General features: G+C 27.5%; 17 protein-coding genes, 1 pseudogene and 1 riboswitch. Of the genes and pseudogenes, 2 read left to right on the forward strand and 16 right to left on the reverse strand.

Translation table 11 applies throughout. The features are described 5' to 3' along the window. Positions 1–247: 247 nt before the first annotated feature. The 7 genes from KQI30_RS08295 to KQI30_RS08325 form a co-directional block, all read right to left on the reverse strand. Positions 248–460 carry a hypothetical protein gene (locus KQI30_RS08295; RefSeq protein ID WP_216462838.1) on the reverse strand — a complete coding sequence of 71 codons (213 nt, stop codon included), beginning with the start codon at positions 458–460 and terminating at the stop codon, positions 248–250. Between the two features lie 151 nt (positions 461–611). Next, entirely contained in the window at positions 612–833 is a 222-nt protein-coding gene (locus tag KQI30_RS08300) for a YdbC family protein (RefSeq protein WP_216462839.1), read from the reverse strand. A 67-nt stretch (positions 834–900) separates the two neighbouring features. After that, complete coding sequence (locus KQI30_RS08305) at positions 901–2,454, reverse strand: restriction endonuclease subunit S (protein WP_216462840.1); 1,554 nt, start codon at positions 2,452–2,454, stop codon at positions 901–903. Beyond that, positions 2,454–3,905, reverse strand: coding sequence for an HsdM family class I SAM-dependent methyltransferase (locus KQI30_RS08310; protein ID WP_216462841.1), 1,452 nt, complete (start codon positions 3,903–3,905; stop codon positions 2,454–2,456). The genes KQI30_RS08305 and KQI30_RS08310 overlap by 1 nt, the downstream gene beginning before the upstream one ends. Before the next feature lie 103 nt (positions 3,906–4,008). After that, the gene (gene hsdR, locus KQI30_RS08315; RefSeq protein WP_216462842.1) at positions 4,009–6,363 is read right to left on the reverse strand and encodes an EcoAI/FtnUII family type I restriction enzme subunit R; all 2,355 of its coding nucleotides are present in this window, start codon (positions 6,361–6,363) and stop codon (positions 4,009–4,011) included. A gap of 226 nt (positions 6,364–6,589) precedes the next feature. Then, entirely contained in the window at positions 6,590–7,090 is a 501-nt protein-coding gene (locus tag KQI30_RS08320; protein WP_216462843.1) for a hypothetical protein, read from the reverse strand. Between the two features lie 24 nt (positions 7,091–7,114). Next, complete coding sequence (locus KQI30_RS08325; RefSeq protein ID WP_216462844.1) at positions 7,115–7,579, reverse strand: hypothetical protein; 465 nt, start codon at positions 7,577–7,579, stop codon at positions 7,115–7,117. A 251-nt stretch (positions 7,580–7,830) separates the two neighbouring features. Here KQI30_RS08325 and KQI30_RS08330 point away from each other — a divergent pair, with 251 nt between their 5' ends. Beyond that, positions 7,831–8,460, forward strand: coding sequence for a recombinase family protein (locus tag KQI30_RS08330; RefSeq protein WP_216462845.1), 630 nt, complete (start codon positions 7,831–7,833; stop codon positions 8,458–8,460). Between the two features lie 424 nt (positions 8,461–8,884). Here KQI30_RS08330 and KQI30_RS08335 read toward each other — a convergent pair whose 3' ends face one another. From KQI30_RS08335 to KQI30_RS08350, 4 genes are all read right to left on the reverse strand, one after another. Then, positions 8,885–10,621, reverse strand: coding sequence for an ABC transporter ATP-binding protein (locus KQI30_RS08335; RefSeq protein WP_216462846.1), 1,737 nt, complete (start codon positions 10,619–10,621; stop codon positions 8,885–8,887). 24 nt (positions 10,622–10,645) lie between these two features. Beyond that, positions 10,646–12,040, reverse strand: a complete 1,395-nt coding sequence (locus KQI30_RS08340) for a radical SAM/SPASM domain-containing protein (protein ID WP_216462847.1) — start codon at positions 12,038–12,040, stop codon at positions 10,646–10,648. Positions 12,041–13,049: 1,009 nt separating this feature from the next. Beyond that, positions 13,050–13,625 (reverse strand): hypothetical protein, encoded by a 576-nt coding sequence (locus tag KQI30_RS08345; RefSeq protein WP_216462848.1) that lies wholly within the window; start codon positions 13,623–13,625, stop codon positions 13,050–13,052. Positions 13,626–14,644: 1,019 nt separating this feature from the next. Next, positions 14,645–15,148 (reverse strand): hypothetical protein, encoded by a 504-nt coding sequence (locus KQI30_RS08350; protein ID WP_216462849.1) that lies wholly within the window; start codon positions 15,146–15,148, stop codon positions 14,645–14,647. A 306-nt stretch (positions 15,149–15,454) separates the two neighbouring features. On the opposite strand from KQI30_RS08350, the gene KQI30_RS08355 reads away from it, so the two are divergent. Beyond that, positions 15,455–15,604: a hypothetical protein gene (locus KQI30_RS08355; RefSeq protein ID WP_156930605.1), complete on the forward strand. Its 150-nt coding sequence runs from the start codon at positions 15,455–15,457 to the stop codon at positions 15,602–15,604. Positions 15,605–15,616: 12 nt separating this feature from the next. Here KQI30_RS08355 and KQI30_RS08360 read toward each other — a convergent pair whose 3' ends face one another. The 5 genes and pseudogenes from KQI30_RS08360 to KQI30_RS17540 all read right to left on the reverse strand — a co-directional run bounded on the left by KQI30_RS08360 (position 15,617) and on the right by KQI30_RS17540 (position 20,803). Further along, positions 15,617–16,111, reverse strand: coding sequence for a hypothetical protein (locus KQI30_RS08360; RefSeq protein ID WP_216462850.1), 495 nt, complete (start codon positions 16,109–16,111; stop codon positions 15,617–15,619). Between the two features lie 111 nt (positions 16,112–16,222). Then, complete coding sequence (locus KQI30_RS08365) at positions 16,223–17,395, reverse strand: phosphoribosylaminoimidazolecarboxamide formyltransferase (protein WP_216462851.1); 1,173 nt, start codon at positions 17,393–17,395, stop codon at positions 16,223–16,225. A gap of 38 nt (positions 17,396–17,433) precedes the next feature. Further along, positions 17,434–17,515, reverse strand: a riboswitch (ZMP/ZTP riboswitch). 39 nt (positions 17,516–17,554) lie between these two features. Next, positions 17,555–18,169: a sugar O-acetyltransferase gene (locus KQI30_RS08370; protein ID WP_216462852.1), complete on the reverse strand. Its 615-nt coding sequence runs from the start codon at positions 18,167–18,169 to the stop codon at positions 17,555–17,557. A gap of 11 nt (positions 18,170–18,180) precedes the next feature. Then, positions 18,181–19,852, reverse strand: a pseudogene (locus KQI30_RS08375) (glycoside hydrolase family 13 protein). 84 nt (positions 19,853–19,936) lie between these two features. Next, a complete protein-coding gene (locus KQI30_RS17540; RefSeq protein WP_216462853.1) occupies positions 19,937–20,803 on the reverse strand; it encodes a helix-turn-helix domain-containing protein in 867 nt (288 codons plus the stop codon). Positions 20,804–20,821 lie beyond the last annotated feature (18 nt).

Genomic DNA, 20,821 nt, shown 5'->3' on the forward strand with positions numbered 1-20,821 from the left:
TAAGCTCTTCTTATTTATATTATATCAAATTTTTATATAATATAAATTGCCTTATTTTTATAATATAAAAGCAGCATCTATTGGCTATAGTACTGCTTTTCTTTACATATTCCCTTTGTATATTCAGAAAAAGTATTCAAATGAAAAAATACTATGTCTTTATTATACATATTTTTCTATGTATTAATCAACTATTACTATCTTAATTTATAAATTCAAATATAATCGAATTAAGCTATAGAAATTATTAACGTACAATACCTTCATTAGATCTTAAAATTATATTAGGAAGCCACCCCTTATATAACATAGCTTCATTCTCTTTATAATTAATACACCACTTATCTAATTTTACTTTATCTTTACTGTGTATTTGATAAAGATCATTTAATTTGAATTTCTCGATATACTTATTTTCTATCGTTTCATAACTAAAAAAACATTTTTCTTCATTATACATATTCTATTACCTCCTCAATATATATACTTTAAATAGTCTTCTTAGAAGAAATCTTAGTATATTCTAAAGTAATTACATTCTAAGTATATATGAATTTCAATGTAATACCATAATATAGAAATAAGAATGTACGTGACGTACATTCTTATTTCTATATATCCATATTATTAAGTAACTCTTTTAATGCTTTTAACTCATCTACAGTAAGAGTAATACCTTTACCCATTTTGTCATGCTCTGGAGCCCATTCTCTTAAATCATATTTAGCGTCTCTACCATTCCAGCTAATAAGGTTTAATTCTTTCTTCCATCCTTTAGCTGATTCTGATATTGAGCCTAATTCTTTTTCTATTTCATATTTTATATCTGCCATTAAATGTACCTCCTTCAGATTATAACTTTGCAATTAATACTAAAACTATGTACCCATGTTATTATTTTTATACTAATTCTTCTGCTTTACTTAAAGCTATTTCTTTAGCTTGTACACCTTCGATTCCTGAAGATTTACCATCAATTAAATCTTGTAATTTATCTAAATATTCCATAATCTCATCTATCTTAGCTACTATACGTTTTTGTTCTTGGAGTGGTGGTAAAGCAAATAACATCTTTTTAAAGATATCAAAAGGTGGTATATTTTTTATAGCAGAGCCTTTACTTGATTCTTTTGCAGTAATCTTAAGTATAGATTCAAAATAAATTAAAAAATAATCAATATTTATACCATCAAAAATATTCATTTTCATTAATGCTTGGTTAATAACACCTCGTTCTATTCCCTTTGGCATAATATATGTTTCACCTATAGTACCTGCACAACTTACTATAATATCTCCTTCAAATACTTCAAATCCTTTCAATTTGGATTCAAAATATTCCTTTGTTACGTAGTAATCACCTAATTTCCAATTTTTATTAATAGCATTTTTTTGTTCATATACTTTAATTGTATTTTCTGATTTAGGAACAAACATACTTTTCGTAATGGTACTACCAAATGGTCCTTTTTTATAGGAGCCTATTTCACCCAATCTACACCATTCCCACCCCTCAGGAATCTCAAAAGCTTTCTCTTCTTCACTAATCTCAGGCAATAGCTTTTCTTTCTTTATCTTTTTTTCTTTTATTAGCTGCTCTTTTTCTTTCTTTATTTTTTCTAACAATACTGATGCAGGTTCATCATCTGGATCTTGTGGCACCAATTTACCCTGTATTGCTAGTTGTAATACTTTATCTCTTGTAATATCGATATTTTTAGATAATGCTTCTTTATTTTCACCTAACTTATCTATTATAGAAAATAATTCATCTACCTTTGCTACAATACGTTTTTGTTCTTGGAGTGGTGGCAATGGAATTATTAGACTTCTCAATGCTTTTAAAGATAAATTCTTTATTGTGGTGCCTGTTAATTCAGTATTTATTTGTTTTATGATAAAATTTGTTTTGAACACCTTAGCAATATACCCCTTGGTTATTTTGTTAAAGACATTTAAATAAGCAGCACTCTTTCCCAACACAACTTTTTCTTTATTATAAAACGCAGTATTTCCAATAGTACCATTTATTGAAATAAGAATAGTATTTTCATTTAAGTCTTTCCTATACTTAAAATATTCATCATAGGATACCTTTTTTGTATCTTCTTTTATTTTGATTTTATCGTCTACTAGATTATTACCATTTATGAAATAATACTCTCCATCATTACAATATTTTGGTGTGCCGTGTAAACCATCCCCAATTTTACTTGTAATATATTCAGCTCTTACCCATTCCCACCCCTCAGGAATCTCAAAAGCCTTCTCTTCTTCACTAATCTCAGGTAATGGCTTTTCTTTCTTTATCTTCTTTTCTTTTATCAGCTGTTCTTTTTCTTTCTTTATTCTTTCTAATAGTACCGATGCCGGTTCATCATTTGGATCTTGTGGCACTAGCTTACCTTGTATAGCTAATTGAAGAATTTTATTTTTAAGTTCATCTACTCTCATTATTCTTCAATCCCTTCTAGTGCTTTTTCTAGTTTATCAACTAAAGATACTATATTAGTAGCCCTTGTATCTAAATCATCTAAAAGCTCTTTTAATGTATATTCATGTTCTATCGTTACCTTATTAGGATTTTTAATATCAAGATTATATCCATTGTTTTTAATTTCGTCTATAGTCACTGAATATGCATTTTCATCATTATTATCTCTATTATTCCACCAGGCTCTAACACCATCTAAATGCACTGATTTAAAAGGTTTTGTTTTACTAAAGCTTTTATATCCTTCTGGTAATGGAATGTCGTAATAATCAATTTTTTTAGTTTCTCCAGTTTTATCAAAGAAAAGCATATTAGTAGTTATTGAAGTATATGGAGCAAAAACACCTGCTGGTAACTTAATTATAGTATGTAGGTTACATTCTGTAAGTAATCTTTCTTTAAGAATCTTTTGACTATTTTCTGTACCAAATAAAAAGTTATCAGGAAGGATTATTCCTACTTTACCATTTTTCTTTAATCTATAAAGAATTAATGCCACAAATAAATCTGCTGTTTCACTTGTTTGAAGCTCTGTTGGAAAATTCATTTGTATAGCTTTTTCTTCTGTTCCACCATAAGGAGGATTCATTAAAATTCTATCGAATCTATCATTTTCTTTATATTCTCTTACATTTTTGCCTAAAGAATTGCCATGCAATATATTAGGTTCATCTATATCATGTAATAATAAATTAGTCATACATAATAAATGTGGTAATGCCTTCTTTTCGATTCCATAGATACTACTATTAATAATTTCTTTATCCTTAGGAGTCTTAATTTGCTTTTCTAATATATTCATAGCAGATGTTAAAAAACCACCAGTACCACAGGCTAAGTCAGCTATCTTTTGTCCTATTTTTAAATCTAACATCTCAGCAATAAAATCTGTAGTTGGTCTTGGAGAATAAAATTCACCAGACTTTCCTGCACTTTGTAAATCTTTTAAAATAGTTTCATATATATCATTAAAAGAATGTCTTTCAGTATATTCAGTAAAATCTATTTCATCAATAAGGTTTATTACTTGTCTTATCAACACACCATTTTTCATATAATTAAAGGCATCTTCAAAAACATCCTTAACTATCGCACTTCTTTTAGGTGTAGTTTCATCTACTTCTAAATTTTTTAATGTAGGAAATAACTTATCATTTATAAATTCTAATAAAGCTTCTCCAGTTAATGCTTCCCCATCTTTTTTATCTACAGCCCATTCTCTCCATCTAAGTTCTTCTGGAATTATACTTTCATAATCATCATCATATAACTCCCAAAGTTCTTCTTTAGAATCATATACCTTTAAAAATAATATCCATACAATTTGCGCTATTCTTTGTGCATCACCATCTACACCACTATCTTGTCGCATGATATTTTGTAATCTTTTTATTAAATTATCTATCCCCATCTATATTTCCCCTTTTATCTTTCTTAATCTACACAAAATCATTATAAAATATATTAATTTCTAATTCTATAAAAAAAGGAATTATTTCTAATTCCTTAACAATCTACATATATATTTCTTTTTCCAGTTCCATAACAGCTTCGAGATATTTTTTCTTGTTCCCAAAGAGTTTTACTATCTTCAAAGGACTTCCAAACTCCTTAAAATCATCTAATTCTAATACTTTAGTATCTTCTAAATTAACGATACCTTCATTCATATATCTATCTAATAACTTTTCTAAAACATTCTTTGCCATATCAGAATACTTGTATAGATAGCCCCTTTTCTTTACATTATTAGCTCTTTCAGCTTTAGTTAATGGTTTCTTATCAAAAGCAATATGACATATTAAATCAAAATCATCAATATCAGGATTTCCTATATCTTCTCTAAGAGCATCCAATAATACCCCTTGCTCCTTCAATTCCTCAATAATAGCAGCCTTTTTTTCTTCACTATTCCAACGGTTTAAAAAGTGATCTAATGTAGCAAATTCATTAAGAATATTTTTCTTAGAATAATCCTTAATAGATTCAGTAATTAACTTACCATCTTTATCATAATACTGAACTCTCTCACTAATAATCTTTACTTCTACATCATTAACATAATACTTTTTAGGTTTGTTATCTTCTCCTTCTTCAGAAATATCTCCACCACCATTATTAGGATATGATCCACTATCTGTATCGCCACCTTCTCCATCAGTTGGAATTACATCGTCATCATCATCGTTTGGCTCATAAATCTGAACTGGTTCCCCATCCCAATCGGGATCTGCAAAAAGTCTTGAAGCATTTCTAAAGTCCATAATAGTAAAATATTCTTTACCATACTCTGGTTTTAATCTTGTACCACGTCCAATAATCTGCTTAAATTCTGTCATACCATTATCACCAAAGATATTATCAAGAACAATAAGCTTGCAAGTCTTGCAATCAACGCCAGTAGTCATAAGTTTACTAGTGGTTACTATAGTTGGATAAAGACTTTCTTCATCAATAAAATTATCTAGTTGTGCTTTACCTTCTGCATTATCTCCAGTAATAGTCATAACATATCTATAATCTTCAGCTACTAAATCTCTATTTTCATTTCTCAATGCCTGTGCCATTCTTTCAGCATGATTTATATCAACACAAAAAACTATAGTTTTACTAAATCTATCTGTCTTCTTTAAAAACTCAGTAACCTTCTGCGCTACCTTTTTAGTTCTATCATCTATAACAATATTTTTATCAAAATCTTTTACGTTATATTCTCTATCCTCAATTACATTACCATATATATCAACCTTACCTTTAGTAGGTCTATATCCTTCTAAATCCTTATCAAGACCAATTCTAATAACCTTATAAGGAGCTAAAAAACCATCTTCTATTCCTTGCTTTAAACTATAGGTATAGATAGGTTTCCCAAAGTAATCTATATTACTAACATCCTTTGTTTCCTTTGGAGTTGCTGTAAGACCAATTTGTGTAGCAGTAGTAAAATATTCTAGAACTGCTCTCCATCTACTTTCTTCTCTAGAGCTACCCCTATGACATTCATCTATTACAATTAAATCAAAAAAATCAGGACTTAATTGTTTCAATACTTCTAATGGATCATCACCATTACTTGATAATTGATGATAAAGTGATAAATACACCTCGTAGGAACTATCAATAGTTCTGTTTTCTATCTTTGTCATTACTTTAGAAAAAGGACTAAAATCATTTTGCATAGTTTGATCAACTAATATATTTCTATCAGCAAGAAATAATATCTTTTTCTTTCTTCTTGATTTCCAAAGTCTATATATAATATTAAATGCAACATAAGTTTTACCAACCCCAGTAGCCATAACAAGAAGTATTCTATTTTGCCCTTTAGCTATTGCTTCAATAGTTCTATTTATTGCATTTCTTTGATAATATCTAGGTTGCTTATCACCAGCTTGAAAATAATAAGGCTCAGTAATTATTTTCTCTTCTTCTTCAGTTAATCCTTTATTTTCTATATATCTATTCCACAATTCATCACAACTTGGAAATTCATCTAAAGATAATTCTCTTTCTGTTCCCTTCAACATATCATGTTCTAAAAATCCATCTCCATTACTACTATAAACAAAAGGAACATCTAATATAGCGCCATACTCTATACCCTGTTGCATACCTGAACCAATAGAATGTTTATTATCTTTAGCTTCAATAATAGCTAAAGGAATATTAGGCTTATAAAATAATATATAATCAGCTCTCTTTTTCTTTCCCCTACTAGTTATATTTCCCCTTACAATTACACGACCATCAGTAAAAGTATACTCAGCTCTAACCTGTCTTTTTATATCCCAACCAGCTCTTTCAATAGCAGGAGTTATATATTTCATTTTAATATCTTCTTCACTCATAGACTTTTTATTGAATACCATAGCCCCAACTCCTTTAGTAATATTTTATATATATTAAATATTTTATTCAATATGTAAATTACTAAAAGCTGAGTGTGTATAACATACATTAAAATTTTCATTTTACTTTTAATATTATAAAAGCACCGAAAAAATTATAGACTTTCATTCCTCAACATGTTAAAGCAATAATAAAAGACTGCATATACTGCAGTCTTTTCATCTTATGGGTAAGAACTAATAGATTTTAATTTATTAGAACTTTTTTATACTCATTTTCATTATTTATAACTATATTACCATGAGTGTCAATTGTAAATGAATTGCTAAAGTTAATAAAATCTATTAATTCACTTAAAATCTTAACTTGATTATTATTAATAATTATTAATTGGTCAATTAATTCATCTAAATCTAATAATTCCATTGCAAAGTCTTCAGTACCTCTAATCTTATTACCTTTGCAATCTTCTAATAACATAGTACCAAAAAAGTCGTCTAATCCTTTATATCTCAATCCTCCTTTATGTTTTATAAAATTAGCCCATTTATTTACATTAGAATTCTCATTTTGACATTTAGATAAAAGCTTCCATAACTCCTTAAAATGAGGGATATCCTTGTTTTCTCCGTAAAATTCGCTTAAATATCTATAATCGCATAATTTCAATATGCTTTCATAATTTAGATCTTCATTATAATTAGGATGTTTTTTATAAATACCAAAAGCAATAAAAATTATTTGCATAATAGAATCAAAAAAGTTATTATATCACATTATTGCATTATTTATTTTTATGCTTCTTAATAAAAATAATCCTGAATAACCACAGCCCCAATTAATGTTAAAATTATGTTCTAAAATAGTCATACCTTCAATTAATTGATATCTTCCATATGACAACATATTTTCAGCAGATTTAATTAACTGTGAAGCACAATAATAATCTTTATCTACAACAAATAATTTATATTGTAATGGATAAATTTTTTTTTCAAATTGCTCCGATAGCTCTATATTATTAATTTTATTACAAATAAGATTTTCTAATTCATCATAAGAAAATCTATTTCCTTTATATTCTATATTACATTTTCTAATAAGTCTGTCAATATAAAAAATATCATTAGGATTTTCAAATTTGTCTGAAAATTCATTTATTCTATAAGTACTTCCTTCATAAATTATTTTTAAATATAAATTTGATTCTATCTCTTTATGCAAAGTAAGTTTCACAAAATCACCACCTTATTACAATTTATCAATTATATTGAATTATAAGATATTATTGGTCTAATTTCAATATTATACACCTTCCTTTTTAATTCACAAATGTATACTTTTATGAACTATTAAAAATATATCGAATTTTAGCACATTATTGTATACATATATACTTTATGAACGTTCGCATAAAGGTCTTTATATTTATGTCCATATTTGCTACAATATTAGTATCAAAAATGAAATTATGAGGTATTTTAACTATGGCAACTTATGGATATCACAGAACAAGTACAACAGAGCAACATTTAGACAGGGGAATTAAGGAAATAACAGATTTTTGTAATTCTCACAATATAGCTTTAGAAAAAATTTACACTGATCAGAATACTGGTAAAAATTTTAATAGGCCAAGATACACAGTATTAAGAGATGACATTTTAAGAAAAGGTGATACTTTAATCATCACTGAACTAGATAGACTAGGAAGAAATAAAAAAGATACACTAAAAGAGCTGCAGTTTTTTAAAGAGAAAGAAATTAGAGTTATGATCCTGGAGCTACCAACAACACTTCAAGATTTATCTAAATTAAATAACTCTATGGCAGAAATGATAATGGAAACTATAAATAATATGTTAATTGAACTTTATGCAACAATGGCACAAGCGGAAGTAGAAAAGAAAGAAAAAAGACAAAGGGAAGGAATTGAAGCAATGAAAGCACGAGGGGAATGGGATAGATATGGTAGACCAAGGATACAATTACCTGAAAATTTTGATGAAGTTGTAGGGAGATGGAAAGCTGGTGAGATAACAGAAGTAAAAGCTATGAAGCTTACGGGACTTAAAAAAACTACTTTTTATAAAGTCGTAAAAAACAAAGAGTGCTAAGGAAAGAAAAATTTAATTTTTCTAGATACTGAATATTAATGGAATATAGTTAATCACGTTAGGGGTTGCCAAAATGTATTAACTTCATTATTTATAATGATATGAAAAGTTCTTTCCTTCACTTATATATAATAAGCTTTATATCTAACCTTTTATTAATAGATTAAACCATTCAATTGAGGAAAGGTTTATAGAGAACTATCAATAATGTATAAAGACAGAGTATCGGAATAAACCTATGGGTTTTACAACTGAAAAAAAATTGCACCCGTTTAAGGGTGCTTAACATGTATATTTTTATTTATTATATTATAATCAAGATGCGAATGTTAAATCATGGTGTTTGCACATCTAAAATAATTGTTATAGAGAACTTTTTATACATTCGATTTTTATATTATTCAAGGAACGTAATATCATTTTTTTAATTACTTGATATAGTAAATAATGAGTAAAAGTACCCCTTATTATCAATAAGGTCCTTAAAGGTACCTTTCTCTTTTATACATCCATTTTTTAATGTAATAATTTCATCTGCTTGTTCAAGTATATTTTTATCAAGATCGTGTAAAATCAATACTCTAGTTATATCTTTGAGAGCTATAATAGATGACATTACGTAGAAGGATGTCTTTGCATCTAAGGAGGCGGTAATTTCGTCTGCAAGAATTACATTTGCATGTCTAATAAGACTTCGTGCTATTGAGATTCTTTGCTTTTCACCACCAGAAAGAAAACTACCATTTTCACCACAGCGATAATCTATACCCCTTTGATTTACAAGGTCTGTGAGTCCAGATTGCTTTATCACGGTATCTATTTCATCTTTTGAAAAGTTTTGATACATAGTTATATTGTTTAGTATGGAAGTATCAAAAATAACTGTTTCTTGCTGAATATAGGCGAATGATTTATATACCTCATCATCGCTAACATTTCTAAGATCTATACCATCATATAACACTTCTCCGGTATATGAATTAAGCATTTGCATTATCAATTTTAGAAGAGTACTTTTTCCACTTCCTGATGCTCCTACTATAACATAACATTTACCTCTTTTGAGATCTAGGTTTATATTATTTAACGATATTTCAGTTGTATCTTTTGACAATTTATCTACATAACTATACGAAACATTTCTTAATTTAATAGAATCATTTAGTTTGACAAGCTTTCCTGATGCTTCCTGATTTTCTTCATTATCAAGTATGTTTCCAAGTTTATCTACTAGTGATAATGATGCTTTTGCATCTGCAAGCATTGGTGGAAGATTTGTTACCGGATCAATAAGATAATTTATAAGTTGAGAAAAAGCAATAATTGTTCCTGCTGTTATCGTGTCATCATAAAAAGAAAATAGTACACATGCAAAAAGTATGCTAAATAGTGTTATGTATCCTGAAATTGCTGCAGTATAATTTACTTTTTCAAGTATCTTTTCTCTATTTTTCTGAGATTTTCTAACGTTTTCACATTGTTTGTGATGAATAATATTAAAGGCAGTTTCAGATTTAAAACTTTTTATTGTAGAAAATCCACCAAATATATCTTTTAAAACAGCTATATATCCAGAGTTTTTTTCAGATAAGGAAACTTCAGCATTTGATAACTTTTTTCCGGACATAAGTGATGCTATAAGTGGGATAAGTGAAATAATTACTGCAATAATCGTAAGTTTAATATTATAACTTGCCATCATAACTATAGCACCAAAACAACATATTAAAATTTGGCTGATAATTGGAATCATATCAAGATACTTTTCTTTTATAGAACTAATATCATTTACTAGTGCAGACATGTAAGTCGATGAGTTTTTCTTATGGAAACCTTGGATATTTTTATTTAGAAATTCTGAAAACGCATAATTTCTGTATTGTGCTACTGCCTTTGTGCTAAATGAGGTTCTAAAATAATATGTACATATTCCAGAGAATAGTTCCATAAATATTATCGCAATACCTATCAAAAGTAAATGACTCCAATCACCTTTGGATGTTCCTGCAATAAGGTCTATTATTTGCTGCATAAGATAAGGTACACACAAAATTGCCATGGAAAGAACAGTAGTGCCCATAATTGCCATAATCAAATTGAGTTTATTATTGTCATAAAATTTATTACGTAATATTCTTGCCTTTGATATTTGTTTTTTCATAGTTAAATTCCTATAACCTTTCTTTTATAGAGTGTCAGATATTAAGTCTTTTCTGAGTTCATTTATTTTAGGATAAAATATTTTATTTAAAAAGTCTTCAAAATATTCTTTTTCAATCTCACACTGTTTATTAAAGTTTATTCTAGCAGATTGTTCACAACCACCACCACAATATCCACCTATTTTACATGTACTACATTTTTTATTATCTTTAAACGTTCTATTAGGTTTTTTATATTTTTTCAAATTTTCAAGTGAAAATTTGAATTCTGAAAGTTCTTTTCGTCCCACAGTATATGTACATCTAAAGGTATCTAAATCAGAATCAACATAAAAGACATTTTCATATGGTGCAACAGCCCAACAATAATTACCAAGTCCCTTTAATTCATTTTGCCTATAACTAAGTCCTATCTTATTACACAATTCATATGGTGCTCTTATAAATGAAGCAAATACATGTTCAGGAATTTCACCTAATTCTCCTAATTTTTTTAGTATATCTGCTTCGCTAAGTATATCTTTATAGTTGGTTTCGTAAAATCTATCATCAACTCTTCCTATGACAAAGGAGAACTTTTCGTTATTCAAAAAACCTTCTTGTTCATAAAAGTTTATCATTTCACCAATTTGATTTATATTATGTTTATCAATATTTGCTGCTATGCTTACTTTTACACCATTGTCTATAAGTAATTTTGTATTTTCTAATATTGAATTTGTGTGTTTATTTGCTATATTTTTATTTATTTCACACCTAGTTGCTTCATTATCAAAAATACTATCTACTGTCGTAAATATGTGCATATTTAAACCACGATATATTACAAGTTCCTTTAGATAATATCCTAAAAAAGCTCCATTTGTTGTTATGCCCACACTAATTTCATTTTCAAAGCAGAAGTCAAATATTTTTATTATATCATCATGATTTTCGGGTAATAATGGTTCTCCTCCAAATAATTCTATAGATATTCCTTCACTTTTATGTTCATTTTTATATTCAATAATTGTATTTAGAATATAATCTAAATTTTCCTTTGTAATCTTGTTTTTTCTCAACTTATCATTATGTTGTTGATAACAATAGGTGCATTTAAAATTACATGCATAGCTTAATGCTATAACAAAACTTGTAGATTTACTTCTATTATTAAAGAATTTATCTAAGCTAATATCACACTCAGTAATATTAGACTTATATTCTAAAGCTTCTCCTATAATTTTCGGATATTTACCACAACCATTCCAATCTGACTGATTAAGCAAGATACATTTATTGGTATATGAATTTATAACACATATCTTCTCTCCTAAAGGTTTTATAATCAAGTGATCTAGTGAAGATAAATACATATCAGGTTTGTCGTCTATTTCTATTACGTTTAACTTTCCATTTGAAATTTCTTCAATTAACATTATTTCCTCCTCAGTATTTTTAGAATCTATTATATTATGATGGATTTCCTTAAGTTAAGGAAATCCAATAAATAGGCTATTATAAAATGCTCATAAAATAATTATTATAAAATATATAAATGTGATTTAACAACAAGATAAACATTATTTTTATATAAGAAATTAGTATTATATGTATGGATAGTAGTATTAATATTTGTTATATAGATAATAATTTAATAGATTCATTTTAATAATTTAGCTTAACTAATAAATTTATATTGTAGTAATAAGGCATTATATAAAATATTATGATATTTTATCATAATATATTGATAAATTCATTTTTAATAAGGAGGCGAAAAACTTTTCTACCTCCTTATTTTTTTCAAGATATACTATAGTGTTGTAACATATCTACGACTACATGGTGTAGCTACATTTGATTTAGCAGATGCTGAATCGATTTTTTTCATTTTTTCCATTTCTTTTTTTGTTAAATTTAATTTTGTCATAATCTTCTCCTTGCTTTGCATGCCCTAATTATGAAATAATAAACTATTTATGTTTATTATTTTTAATTTATATTAATAGAATAACTACTATAGTTTTTGAAAAAATAACTTTTTTGCAATTTTAACTATGCAGAAATACTATAAGTAGAAGTTTAGGTATGCAATTATAATTTCTACTTTAAAATAATACCATGTTTTTTTATGTAAGTAAATATAAAATTTGATAAAATTATATATATTTTTCAAAAAAATATTATTTTGTTAAAATACACAAAATAATAAAATAATAGCTTTTTTAACCATTTATTTCAATGTAACGATTAAATCGACAAAACATATTTTATGTTTTTACATATTAACTGTGATTTAAAGCATTAAAAGTAAGTGATTATTAAATTTAATTAATAATTTTGTATAAGTTACACATAATATGCAATATAGTATATTACATATAAAAAAATAAAGATCCACTAATAGTGGACCTCCATTATTATAAGAATTTTTATGAAAATACATTAATTAATTATTTCCTTTTTCCCTTTAAATATTCTACTCCAAAACTTTTCTTTCTCTTTTTCTTTTATCTCAATATCAACTTTTCTACGTTCCTCTAATTTTTCTTTAAGTTCTAAGAGCTTCTTATCAACTTCTTCAAAATGAGTTTCCATAGAAAGCTTCCTTATTTCCTTATCTTGTTCCTGCTTTAAAAGTACCTGGCTATTTTCTATTAATTTTTGTAGATTTTGAATCTGTTCATCTTTAGCTTTCATTTGATCATCTTTGGTCTTTAACTGTAGATCCTTTTCCTTGATTTGTTCTATAACAGTATTAATTAAGTTTTGATTTAACTCACTTAAATTACTTAAATCATCGTTATCTTCAACGATAGAGCCATTAATACTCACTTTAATATCTTCTAAATTTTCATTTCTTTTAACATTTAAGTCATCCTTAATTAACTTAAATAACTTCTCTGTAACATACTTCTTTCCTTGCTTCACTACCACTTCATCTTGGAACTTTTTTAACTTCGAATATATTGTTACTTTACTAACACCTAATTCTGTAGCTACTTCTTCTACTGTATACATACTCCCCACCTACTTTTTAATTTAAATCTATACTTTAATTATTCTTTATTTTCCATTAATTTCCTTTTTATATATAAAACATTCTTTTATTAGATTTGTATTACTGTGTATTACATTACAAATACATAATTAAAAGGAAAGTTTGGACAAGATGTTCTTAAAACTCCATATACTCAAAAGCATATCTATCTCAAGCTGCTTGTCCAAACTGTATCAGAAATTCATCTCTGTAGGTCTATAATAGGGCTGTTTCTTATTTCATTTGCTGAAGCTAGGGGTATTCCTTTTAAGACAAATCAAATAGAAACATCCAAGGAAGCTTTTCCTCCGCTTACCGCAATAGCAGAGCTTTTAAGTAAGGCTTTGTAGGTCCTGCTATTGCCGAAAGCTACAGAAAAGCAAATAAAAAATATAGTACTTACAATTTTTCTAATGATATTTTTGATTATTTTCTTATAAGTATATTTTCTTATTTATATATAAATATATTTATATAATTTCTTATAATTAATATTTTTTATAAATATATAATTATACAAATAAATAATTAAATTTATGTATTTATAAGTTTATATATTTTTATATTAAGTTATTAATTGATACTATTACTATATACCTATATTCTAAAGGACACCTTCTTTTGCTGCTATTCCCACCACCCTAAAAAGTACATGCTGATTAGCTAGTATATGTAAGAATAAATAGGTTTTCCGGCAAGCTCCAACCCTATTTATCCTAACATCTACACACAACAGCTTGTCCTTTATAAGGGTACCCGGTGGAGCAGGTTTCTTAGGCAGTGCTCTCTAGAGTGCTGTCCACCTATATACAATCCAAGTGTCCACCCACTAAGGATTCTATATAGGTGGACATATATGAAATGATAGACAAGCCTATTCTTATATATTTCTTATTTAACATGATCTTATTTTCTTCATAATAGGGGCTTGTCTATCATAAAAAATCCTTCGATACATTTTGAGCACAAAATTTAACGAAGGATTTTTATTTATATAGTTCTATTCTAATATTTCTTTTACCTTTTCTTCAGATATTTCACATATCTTTGCAATGTTACTTATGGATTGGCCTTTATTAGCAAGTTTAAATACCTTTTTTGTAAGATGAATCCCTTCATCTTTTCCTTTTTCTTCTAAATATTTTTCTCTTATCTCATCAACACCCATTTTAATAACACCTCCTGCATTATCTTTAATTTCCTTAAACTTATCAGATAAATTGTCATCTTGTATTAAAAATAAATATTCTAAAAAATATGTTAATGCTTTTCTTTGATCTATTGTTTTTACTTTATTGTAATTAACTAGCTCATTAAATAGTTCTACCTTTGCTAAGAATATATCATTATCATTTGCATCAGTATATAATAACCTTTTTGCAATTTTAAAAACTAGTTTTAATGGATTATCATCATTAATATTATTTAAATCTAATTCTTCTACATCCATTGTTCTAAAATTATATACTAAAATATCATCATCTAAATCTGGAATCTTATACACATATCCTTTATCCTTACCAGCAGAACCTTTATAAGTATTTCTATTTATCTATAAATTTAATGATATTATATCATACAGAAATATTACTTTTAATATATAAATTAAGTCTTCTTAAATATTGTTTTAAGCTCAAAAAATGAATTGCTAGATTTACGACCTTTAGAATATTTCTTAAAGAATATAATTAGTTTACATTTCATAAATAAGATTATGTTAACTAATATGATATTAAAACTTTTTCTCGCACATAAGTTAAATAAAATCTTACGTCACGTAACTTTTAATTTTTATATTAAGAAGAATTCTATGAAAGAAACAAGAAATCTAAATATAATCTTTTGTCAAAATGGAAAAAGTACTAGACAAAAAGAAAATAACAGGCATTTTCAGCCTGTTATTGGTAAGATTTATTGTATGAAATGCGACACAATACTAATTAAAAAGAATAAATCTTAATTATTTTTCTTTTTATCCCCTCCCATTTTCCCACCTTCCATCTTCTAACAATTCTTTTATTTGCTCCAAATCATAGCAGATTAAAAATTGAAATACTATATCCCTATCTCTGTTAAAGTATGCTAACAATTCTATAAAATCTTGTCTACCATCAGTATCCATATCTGATTTAATTTCTACACGATATATATTATCTTCCAAATCATCGTTATCAATTTCTTTTGTGTCTACCAATTCCACAACATTAGTTCCATCTTCATATTCATCTGCACATGTTATAATTACAGAATTACTTTTAGAAAAGTCCATGCTTTTTACTTTTTTAACTAGTGCTAAATCGTTAAAAAGATCTGATTTTTTAAAATTAGCATCTATAGCTTCAGTGTTCACAATGTTAGCCGGAAATATGTATCTATCTTCATCTATTTTCACAGCCATAAATTTGTTATATGCTTCTCTTTCTATTTCTTCAATTCTTTTACCATTTAAATCTAATATATTATCCATTAGTAATACCTCAATACATTTTTTGTACATAATATCATGCTAATATATGGTAAGTCAATATTTTTAAATGTGTACTATAATACCTGTATTTTTGTATGCATGACTATATCTTTAATGATGAAATAACCTCACATTTGTAAATGCCATAGCTATATCATATTTATCACAAACTTCAATAACATTATCATCTCTAATTGATCCACCTGTTTCTGCTATATACTTAACGCCACTTTTTCTTGCACGTTCTATGTTATCTCCAAATGGGAAAAATGCATCTGATGCTAATGAAACGTTATCTAAATTCTTTAACCATTCTGTTTTCTCTTCTCTACTTAATGGTTCTGGTTTAGTTGTAAAAATGTTTTCCCATACCCCATCACTTAATATATCCATATAGTCCTCTGATATATATACATCGATGGCATTATCTCTATCTACTCTTTTAACATTTTCTTTAAAAGGTAAATTTAGAACCTTTGGATTTTGTCTTAAAAACCATATATCTGCTTTGTTTCCTGCTAATCTTGTACAATGAATTCTTGATTGTTGTCCTGCTCCTATACCAATTACTTGTCCATCTTTTGCATAACATACTGAATTAGATTGTGTATATTTTAATGTTATCAATGCAATAATCAAATCTCTTTTAGCGCTATCGCTTAATGTCTTATTCTTAGTTGGAAAATTACATAAGATATCTGCAGATATCTTAACGTCATTTCTTTTTTGTTCTAAAGTAATTCCATAGACATCTTTTTTCTCTATATCACTTGGTTCATAATTGCTATCAATTTGCATTATAAGGTAATTACCTTTTCTCTTCTTTTTCAATATCTCTAAAGCTTCTTCAGAATAAGATGGAGCTATTATTCCATCTGAAACTTCTCTTGATAAAATTTTTGCTGTCATTTCATCACATTGATCAGATAATGCTACAAAATCTCCATAGGAAGACATTCTATCTGCACCTCTTGCTCTTATATAAGCAGTAGCAATATCTGATAAATTATCATCTTCAACAAAATATACCTTTTTTAATGTTTCAGATAATGGAATAGCCACAGCCGCTCCTGCTGGACTTACATGTTTAAATGAAGTTGCTGCTGCAAGTCCTGTAGCAGCCTTTAGTTCTTTTACTAGTTGCCATCCATTTAATGCGTCTAATACATTAATATAACCGACATTACCATTAAGAATTTTTATAGGAAGGGCGCCTTCCTTCATATAAATTCTAGCTGGTTTTTGATTAGGATTACATCCATACTTAAGATTTAATTCTTTCATTAATTACACCCCTTGAAAAACAAAAAAGCCCACCATCTGGACTTTGCCCAGACGGTCGGCTTACAATTCTTGTTATACTTCATGTGGTTAATTCCACTTCCGTCAGTCATATAACTCTATAATTAGAATATCATTAATTAGTTGCCCTGTCAAAATCTATTATTTTCTATTTTGATAGTATTCTTCTCTTTTCTTATTCCAATAAACTTTGTCTTCTTCATTTATTTCTCTTAATACTCTACAAGGATTTCCAACAGCTATAACATTATCAGGAATGTCTTTTGTAACAACAGAACCTGACCCAATTACAACATTATTTCCTATAGATACTCCAGGATTTATTACAGTATTTCCACCAATCCAAACACTATTTCCTATAGTTACTGGCTTTCCAAACTCCAATAATTCATCTCTAACCTCTGCATCTATAGGATGACCTGCCGTAAATATAGATACTCTTGGTGCTAAAAATACATTGTTTCCAATACTTACATCACATACATCTAGAATTATACAATCATAATTGGCATAAAAATTGTTTCCTACAGATATATTACTTCCGTAATCACAGTGGAATGATGGTTCTATATATATGTTTTCTCCTACAGTTTTAAAAAGCTGCTTTAGTAAATCTGTTCTATATTCTAAATCATCTTCATTAGAATTATTGAATAAACGAGTTAATCTTCTAGCTTTCCTACTATCTTTGAATAATTCATCATCAAGTGCTTTATATAACTGCCCTGATAACATTAATTCTTTTTCACTCTTCATCCTTATTCCTCCTATTTAGCTTCTAATACTACAACACCACATGATTCCAATTTAACATTATCATTATTTATTGTTATATTGTCTATATTACTCAATAGTATCTTATTTTCTTTACTTTGCAATTTTATTATAGATTCTTCCTCACCAAAATTAGCTATTACAATCACTGTCTTATTATCTAATTTTCTATAGTAGCTATATATATTATCTTTATCTTCATAAGCTGCAACAAAGTTACCATAAGTAAAAACTTCTTTATAATCTTTAGATTTTCTTAATGCTATAAGCTTTTTGTAATAGTTTAATACAGAGTTTTCATCATTAAGTTCATCTTCAACATTAATATAAAGATAGTTTGGATTAACCTTAAGCCATGGTGTTCCTGTAGTAAATCCTGCATTTTCATTTCTATTCCATTGCATTGGTGTTCTAGCATTATCCCTACTATGATGATAGCATGCTTCCAGTGCTTCCTCGCTAGTAAGTCCTGCTTTAATTGCTACTTTGTATTCATTTTTAGTACTTATATCGTCATACTCTTCTATACTTTCCATTTTGCAATTTCTCATACCTATTTCTTGACCTTGGTATATAAATGGAATTCCTCTAAGTAATATATTTACTGTAGCTAACATCTTTACCCCTTTATCATTTTGTCCATAGTTAGGTAAATAAGTATTTGCACCTCTTGGTTCATCATGATTTTCTATAATGTTAGCTAAAAATCCAATATTATTGCACTTTCTTTGTGCATCAAAAGTTGATGCCCTATATTGCTTAAATTCTATAGGCTTGCTATCATACCAACCATGGTCTCCATTAGTTAATACATGAGCAGAGAAATCAAACATTGTTGAGAAATGTCCCTCTTCACCTATAAACTCCCTTAACTCTTCTTCCTTCATATTAAAAACTTCTGCAACAGTAAATGCATCATATTTTTCAAAAGTATTCTTCTTAAGATCTTCTAATAATTTCCCTACTCCTTCAACTTCATCTACCATTTTTTGTTACTGAAACTAATCCATCATTTCCATCTGGTGCAAAGCTTGGGAATGATAGATCCTTTTTAATATTTATTATTGCATCGATTCTAAATCCAGCAAGACCTTTATCGAGCCACCAATTAATCATTTTATATAATTCATCTTTTACCTTTTTGTTATTCCAATTAAGATCTGGTTGCTCCTTTGCAAACATATGTAAATAATATAGATCAGTTCCTTTTACTTTCTCCCATGCACTACCACCAAAATATGAACGATAGTTGCTTGGTGGATTGCCATCTTTTCCTTTTCTAAAATAGAAATAATCAGCATATTCTCCATATGGATCTTTTAACGCTTTTTGAAACCAGATATGTTTATCAGAACAATGATTAATTACTAAATCCATTACAATATACATATCTCTTTTCTTTGCTTCCACAAGCAATTCATCAAATTCCTCCATAGTACCAAACTCTTCAGCTATACTATAATAATCTGATATATCATAACCTTGATCTACAAAAGGTGATTTATACATAGGTGAAATCCATATAATATCTATCCCTAAATCTTTTAAGTAATCTAACTTTTTTATTATTCCTCTAATATCTCCAATACCATCCCCATTAGTATCATTAAAACTCTTTGGATATATTTGATACGCTACTTTATCATGCCACCATTTCTTTTCCATAACAAAACCCCTCCTTATTGTTTACACTTGTATTATATATACATAAAGAGAGTTTTTCTTATATAATTTTGATAAAAAGTTGTACTATTTTGACTTTCTGTATTCTGATGGTGAGATATGCTTTTCTTTCTTAAATCGCTTTATAAAATAGCTTATGTTATCATAACCACAACTAATAGCTATATCAATAATTTTCATATTACTATTAAGTAACAGTTCTGCAGCCTTAGTTATTCTAATATCATTTATATATTCCGTTGGTGTCTTTCCTATAAGCTTTTTGAAATAACGACAGAAATACTGCGGATTCATAGCTACCTGTGATGATAAATCCTCTGTTGTAATTTTTCTACTATAATTATTATGAATATACGATAATACCTTTTTTACATTATCAACTTTATATATATCAACATACTCCATATCTTCTGACGATATAAATCTCTTATTTTCATAAAGTAAAGCAATAAGCTGATAAAAATACCCTTTTACTCTTAGAAATGATGCAATATCTTTTTCCTTTGATTCTTGTAATATTTTCTTGTAAATCTTTTCAGTATCTTTCCATATTTCATCATCTGTAAAAACAAACTGAGGAAATTGAATTTTACCTTCTAATAATGGCCTTATAATTTTGTATTGTATTCCATCAAAATACTCGAAACTAAGCATTTTAAGGTCAAAAACAATAACACTTTCTCTACATCCTTCTTCTCCTACAATTGAATGTATATCTCCAGCACTTATAAATACAAAAGCCGGTGCTAATACCTTATATTCTTTCATATTTATATGAATAGTAAATTTTCCTTTCTTAAAATATATTAACTCCGTTTCATCATGCCAATGAAGATCAACAACAAATCTTTTATCACTGTTCCATCTATATGTAGCTAACGGAAAATTTACACTGCCATGAGCTATATCCTCTTTAAGTTCTTCTTTTTCCACCTTTTCTCTCCTCCACTA

It is taken from the genome of Clostridium bornimense, from assembly GCF_018917145.1.
Taxonomy (GTDB): domain Bacteria; phylum Bacillota; class Clostridia; order Clostridiales; family Clostridiaceae; genus Clostridium_AN; species Clostridium_AN bornimense_A.

Bases quoted from the DNA above. Each gene is read 5' to 3' on its own strand.
- KQI30_RS08295 (WP_216462838.1), bottom strand. From the start codon at position 460: ATGTATAATGAAGAAAAATGTTTTTTTAGTTATGAAACGATAGAAAAT.
- KQI30_RS08300 (WP_216462839.1), bottom strand. From the start codon at position 833: ATGGCAGATATAAAATATGAAATAGAAAAAGAATTAGGCTCAATATCA.
- KQI30_RS08305 (WP_216462840.1), bottom strand. From the start codon at position 2,454: ATGAGAGTAGATGAACTTAAAAATAAAATTCTTCAATTAGCTATACAA.
- KQI30_RS08310 (WP_216462841.1), bottom strand. From the start codon at position 3,905: ATGGGGATAGATAATTTAATAAAAAGATTACAAAATATCATGCGACAA.
- hsdR (WP_216462842.1), bottom strand. From the start codon at position 6,363: ATGGTATTCAATAAAAAGTCTATGAGTGAAGAAGATATTAAAATGAAA.
- KQI30_RS08320 (WP_216462843.1), bottom strand. From the start codon at position 7,090: ATGCAAATAATTTTTATTGCTTTTGGTATTTATAAAAAACATCCTAAT.
- KQI30_RS08330 (WP_216462845.1), top strand. From the start codon at position 7,831: ATGGCAACTTATGGATATCACAGAACAAGTACAACAGAGCAACATTTA.
- KQI30_RS08335 (WP_216462846.1), bottom strand. From the start codon at position 10,621: ATGAAAAAACAAATATCAAAGGCAAGAATATTACGTAATAAATTTTAT.
- KQI30_RS08340 (WP_216462847.1), bottom strand. From the start codon at position 12,040: ATGTTAATTGAAGAAATTTCAAATGGAAAGTTAAACGTAATAGAAATA.
- KQI30_RS08345 (WP_216462848.1), bottom strand. From the start codon at position 13,625: ATGTATACAGTAGAAGAAGTAGCTACAGAATTAGGTGTTAGTAAAGTA.
- KQI30_RS08355 (WP_156930605.1), top strand. From the start codon at position 15,455: ATGAAAGAAACAAGAAATCTAAATATAATCTTTTGTCAAAATGGAAAA.
- KQI30_RS08360 (WP_216462850.1), bottom strand. From the start codon at position 16,111: ATGGATAATATATTAGATTTAAATGGTAAAAGAATTGAAGAAATAGAA.
- KQI30_RS08365 (WP_216462851.1), bottom strand. From the start codon at position 17,395: ATGAAAGAATTAAATCTTAAGTATGGATGTAATCCTAATCAAAAACCA.
- KQI30_RS08370 (WP_216462852.1), bottom strand. From the start codon at position 18,169: ATGAAGAGTGAAAAAGAATTAATGTTATCAGGGCAGTTATATAAAGCA.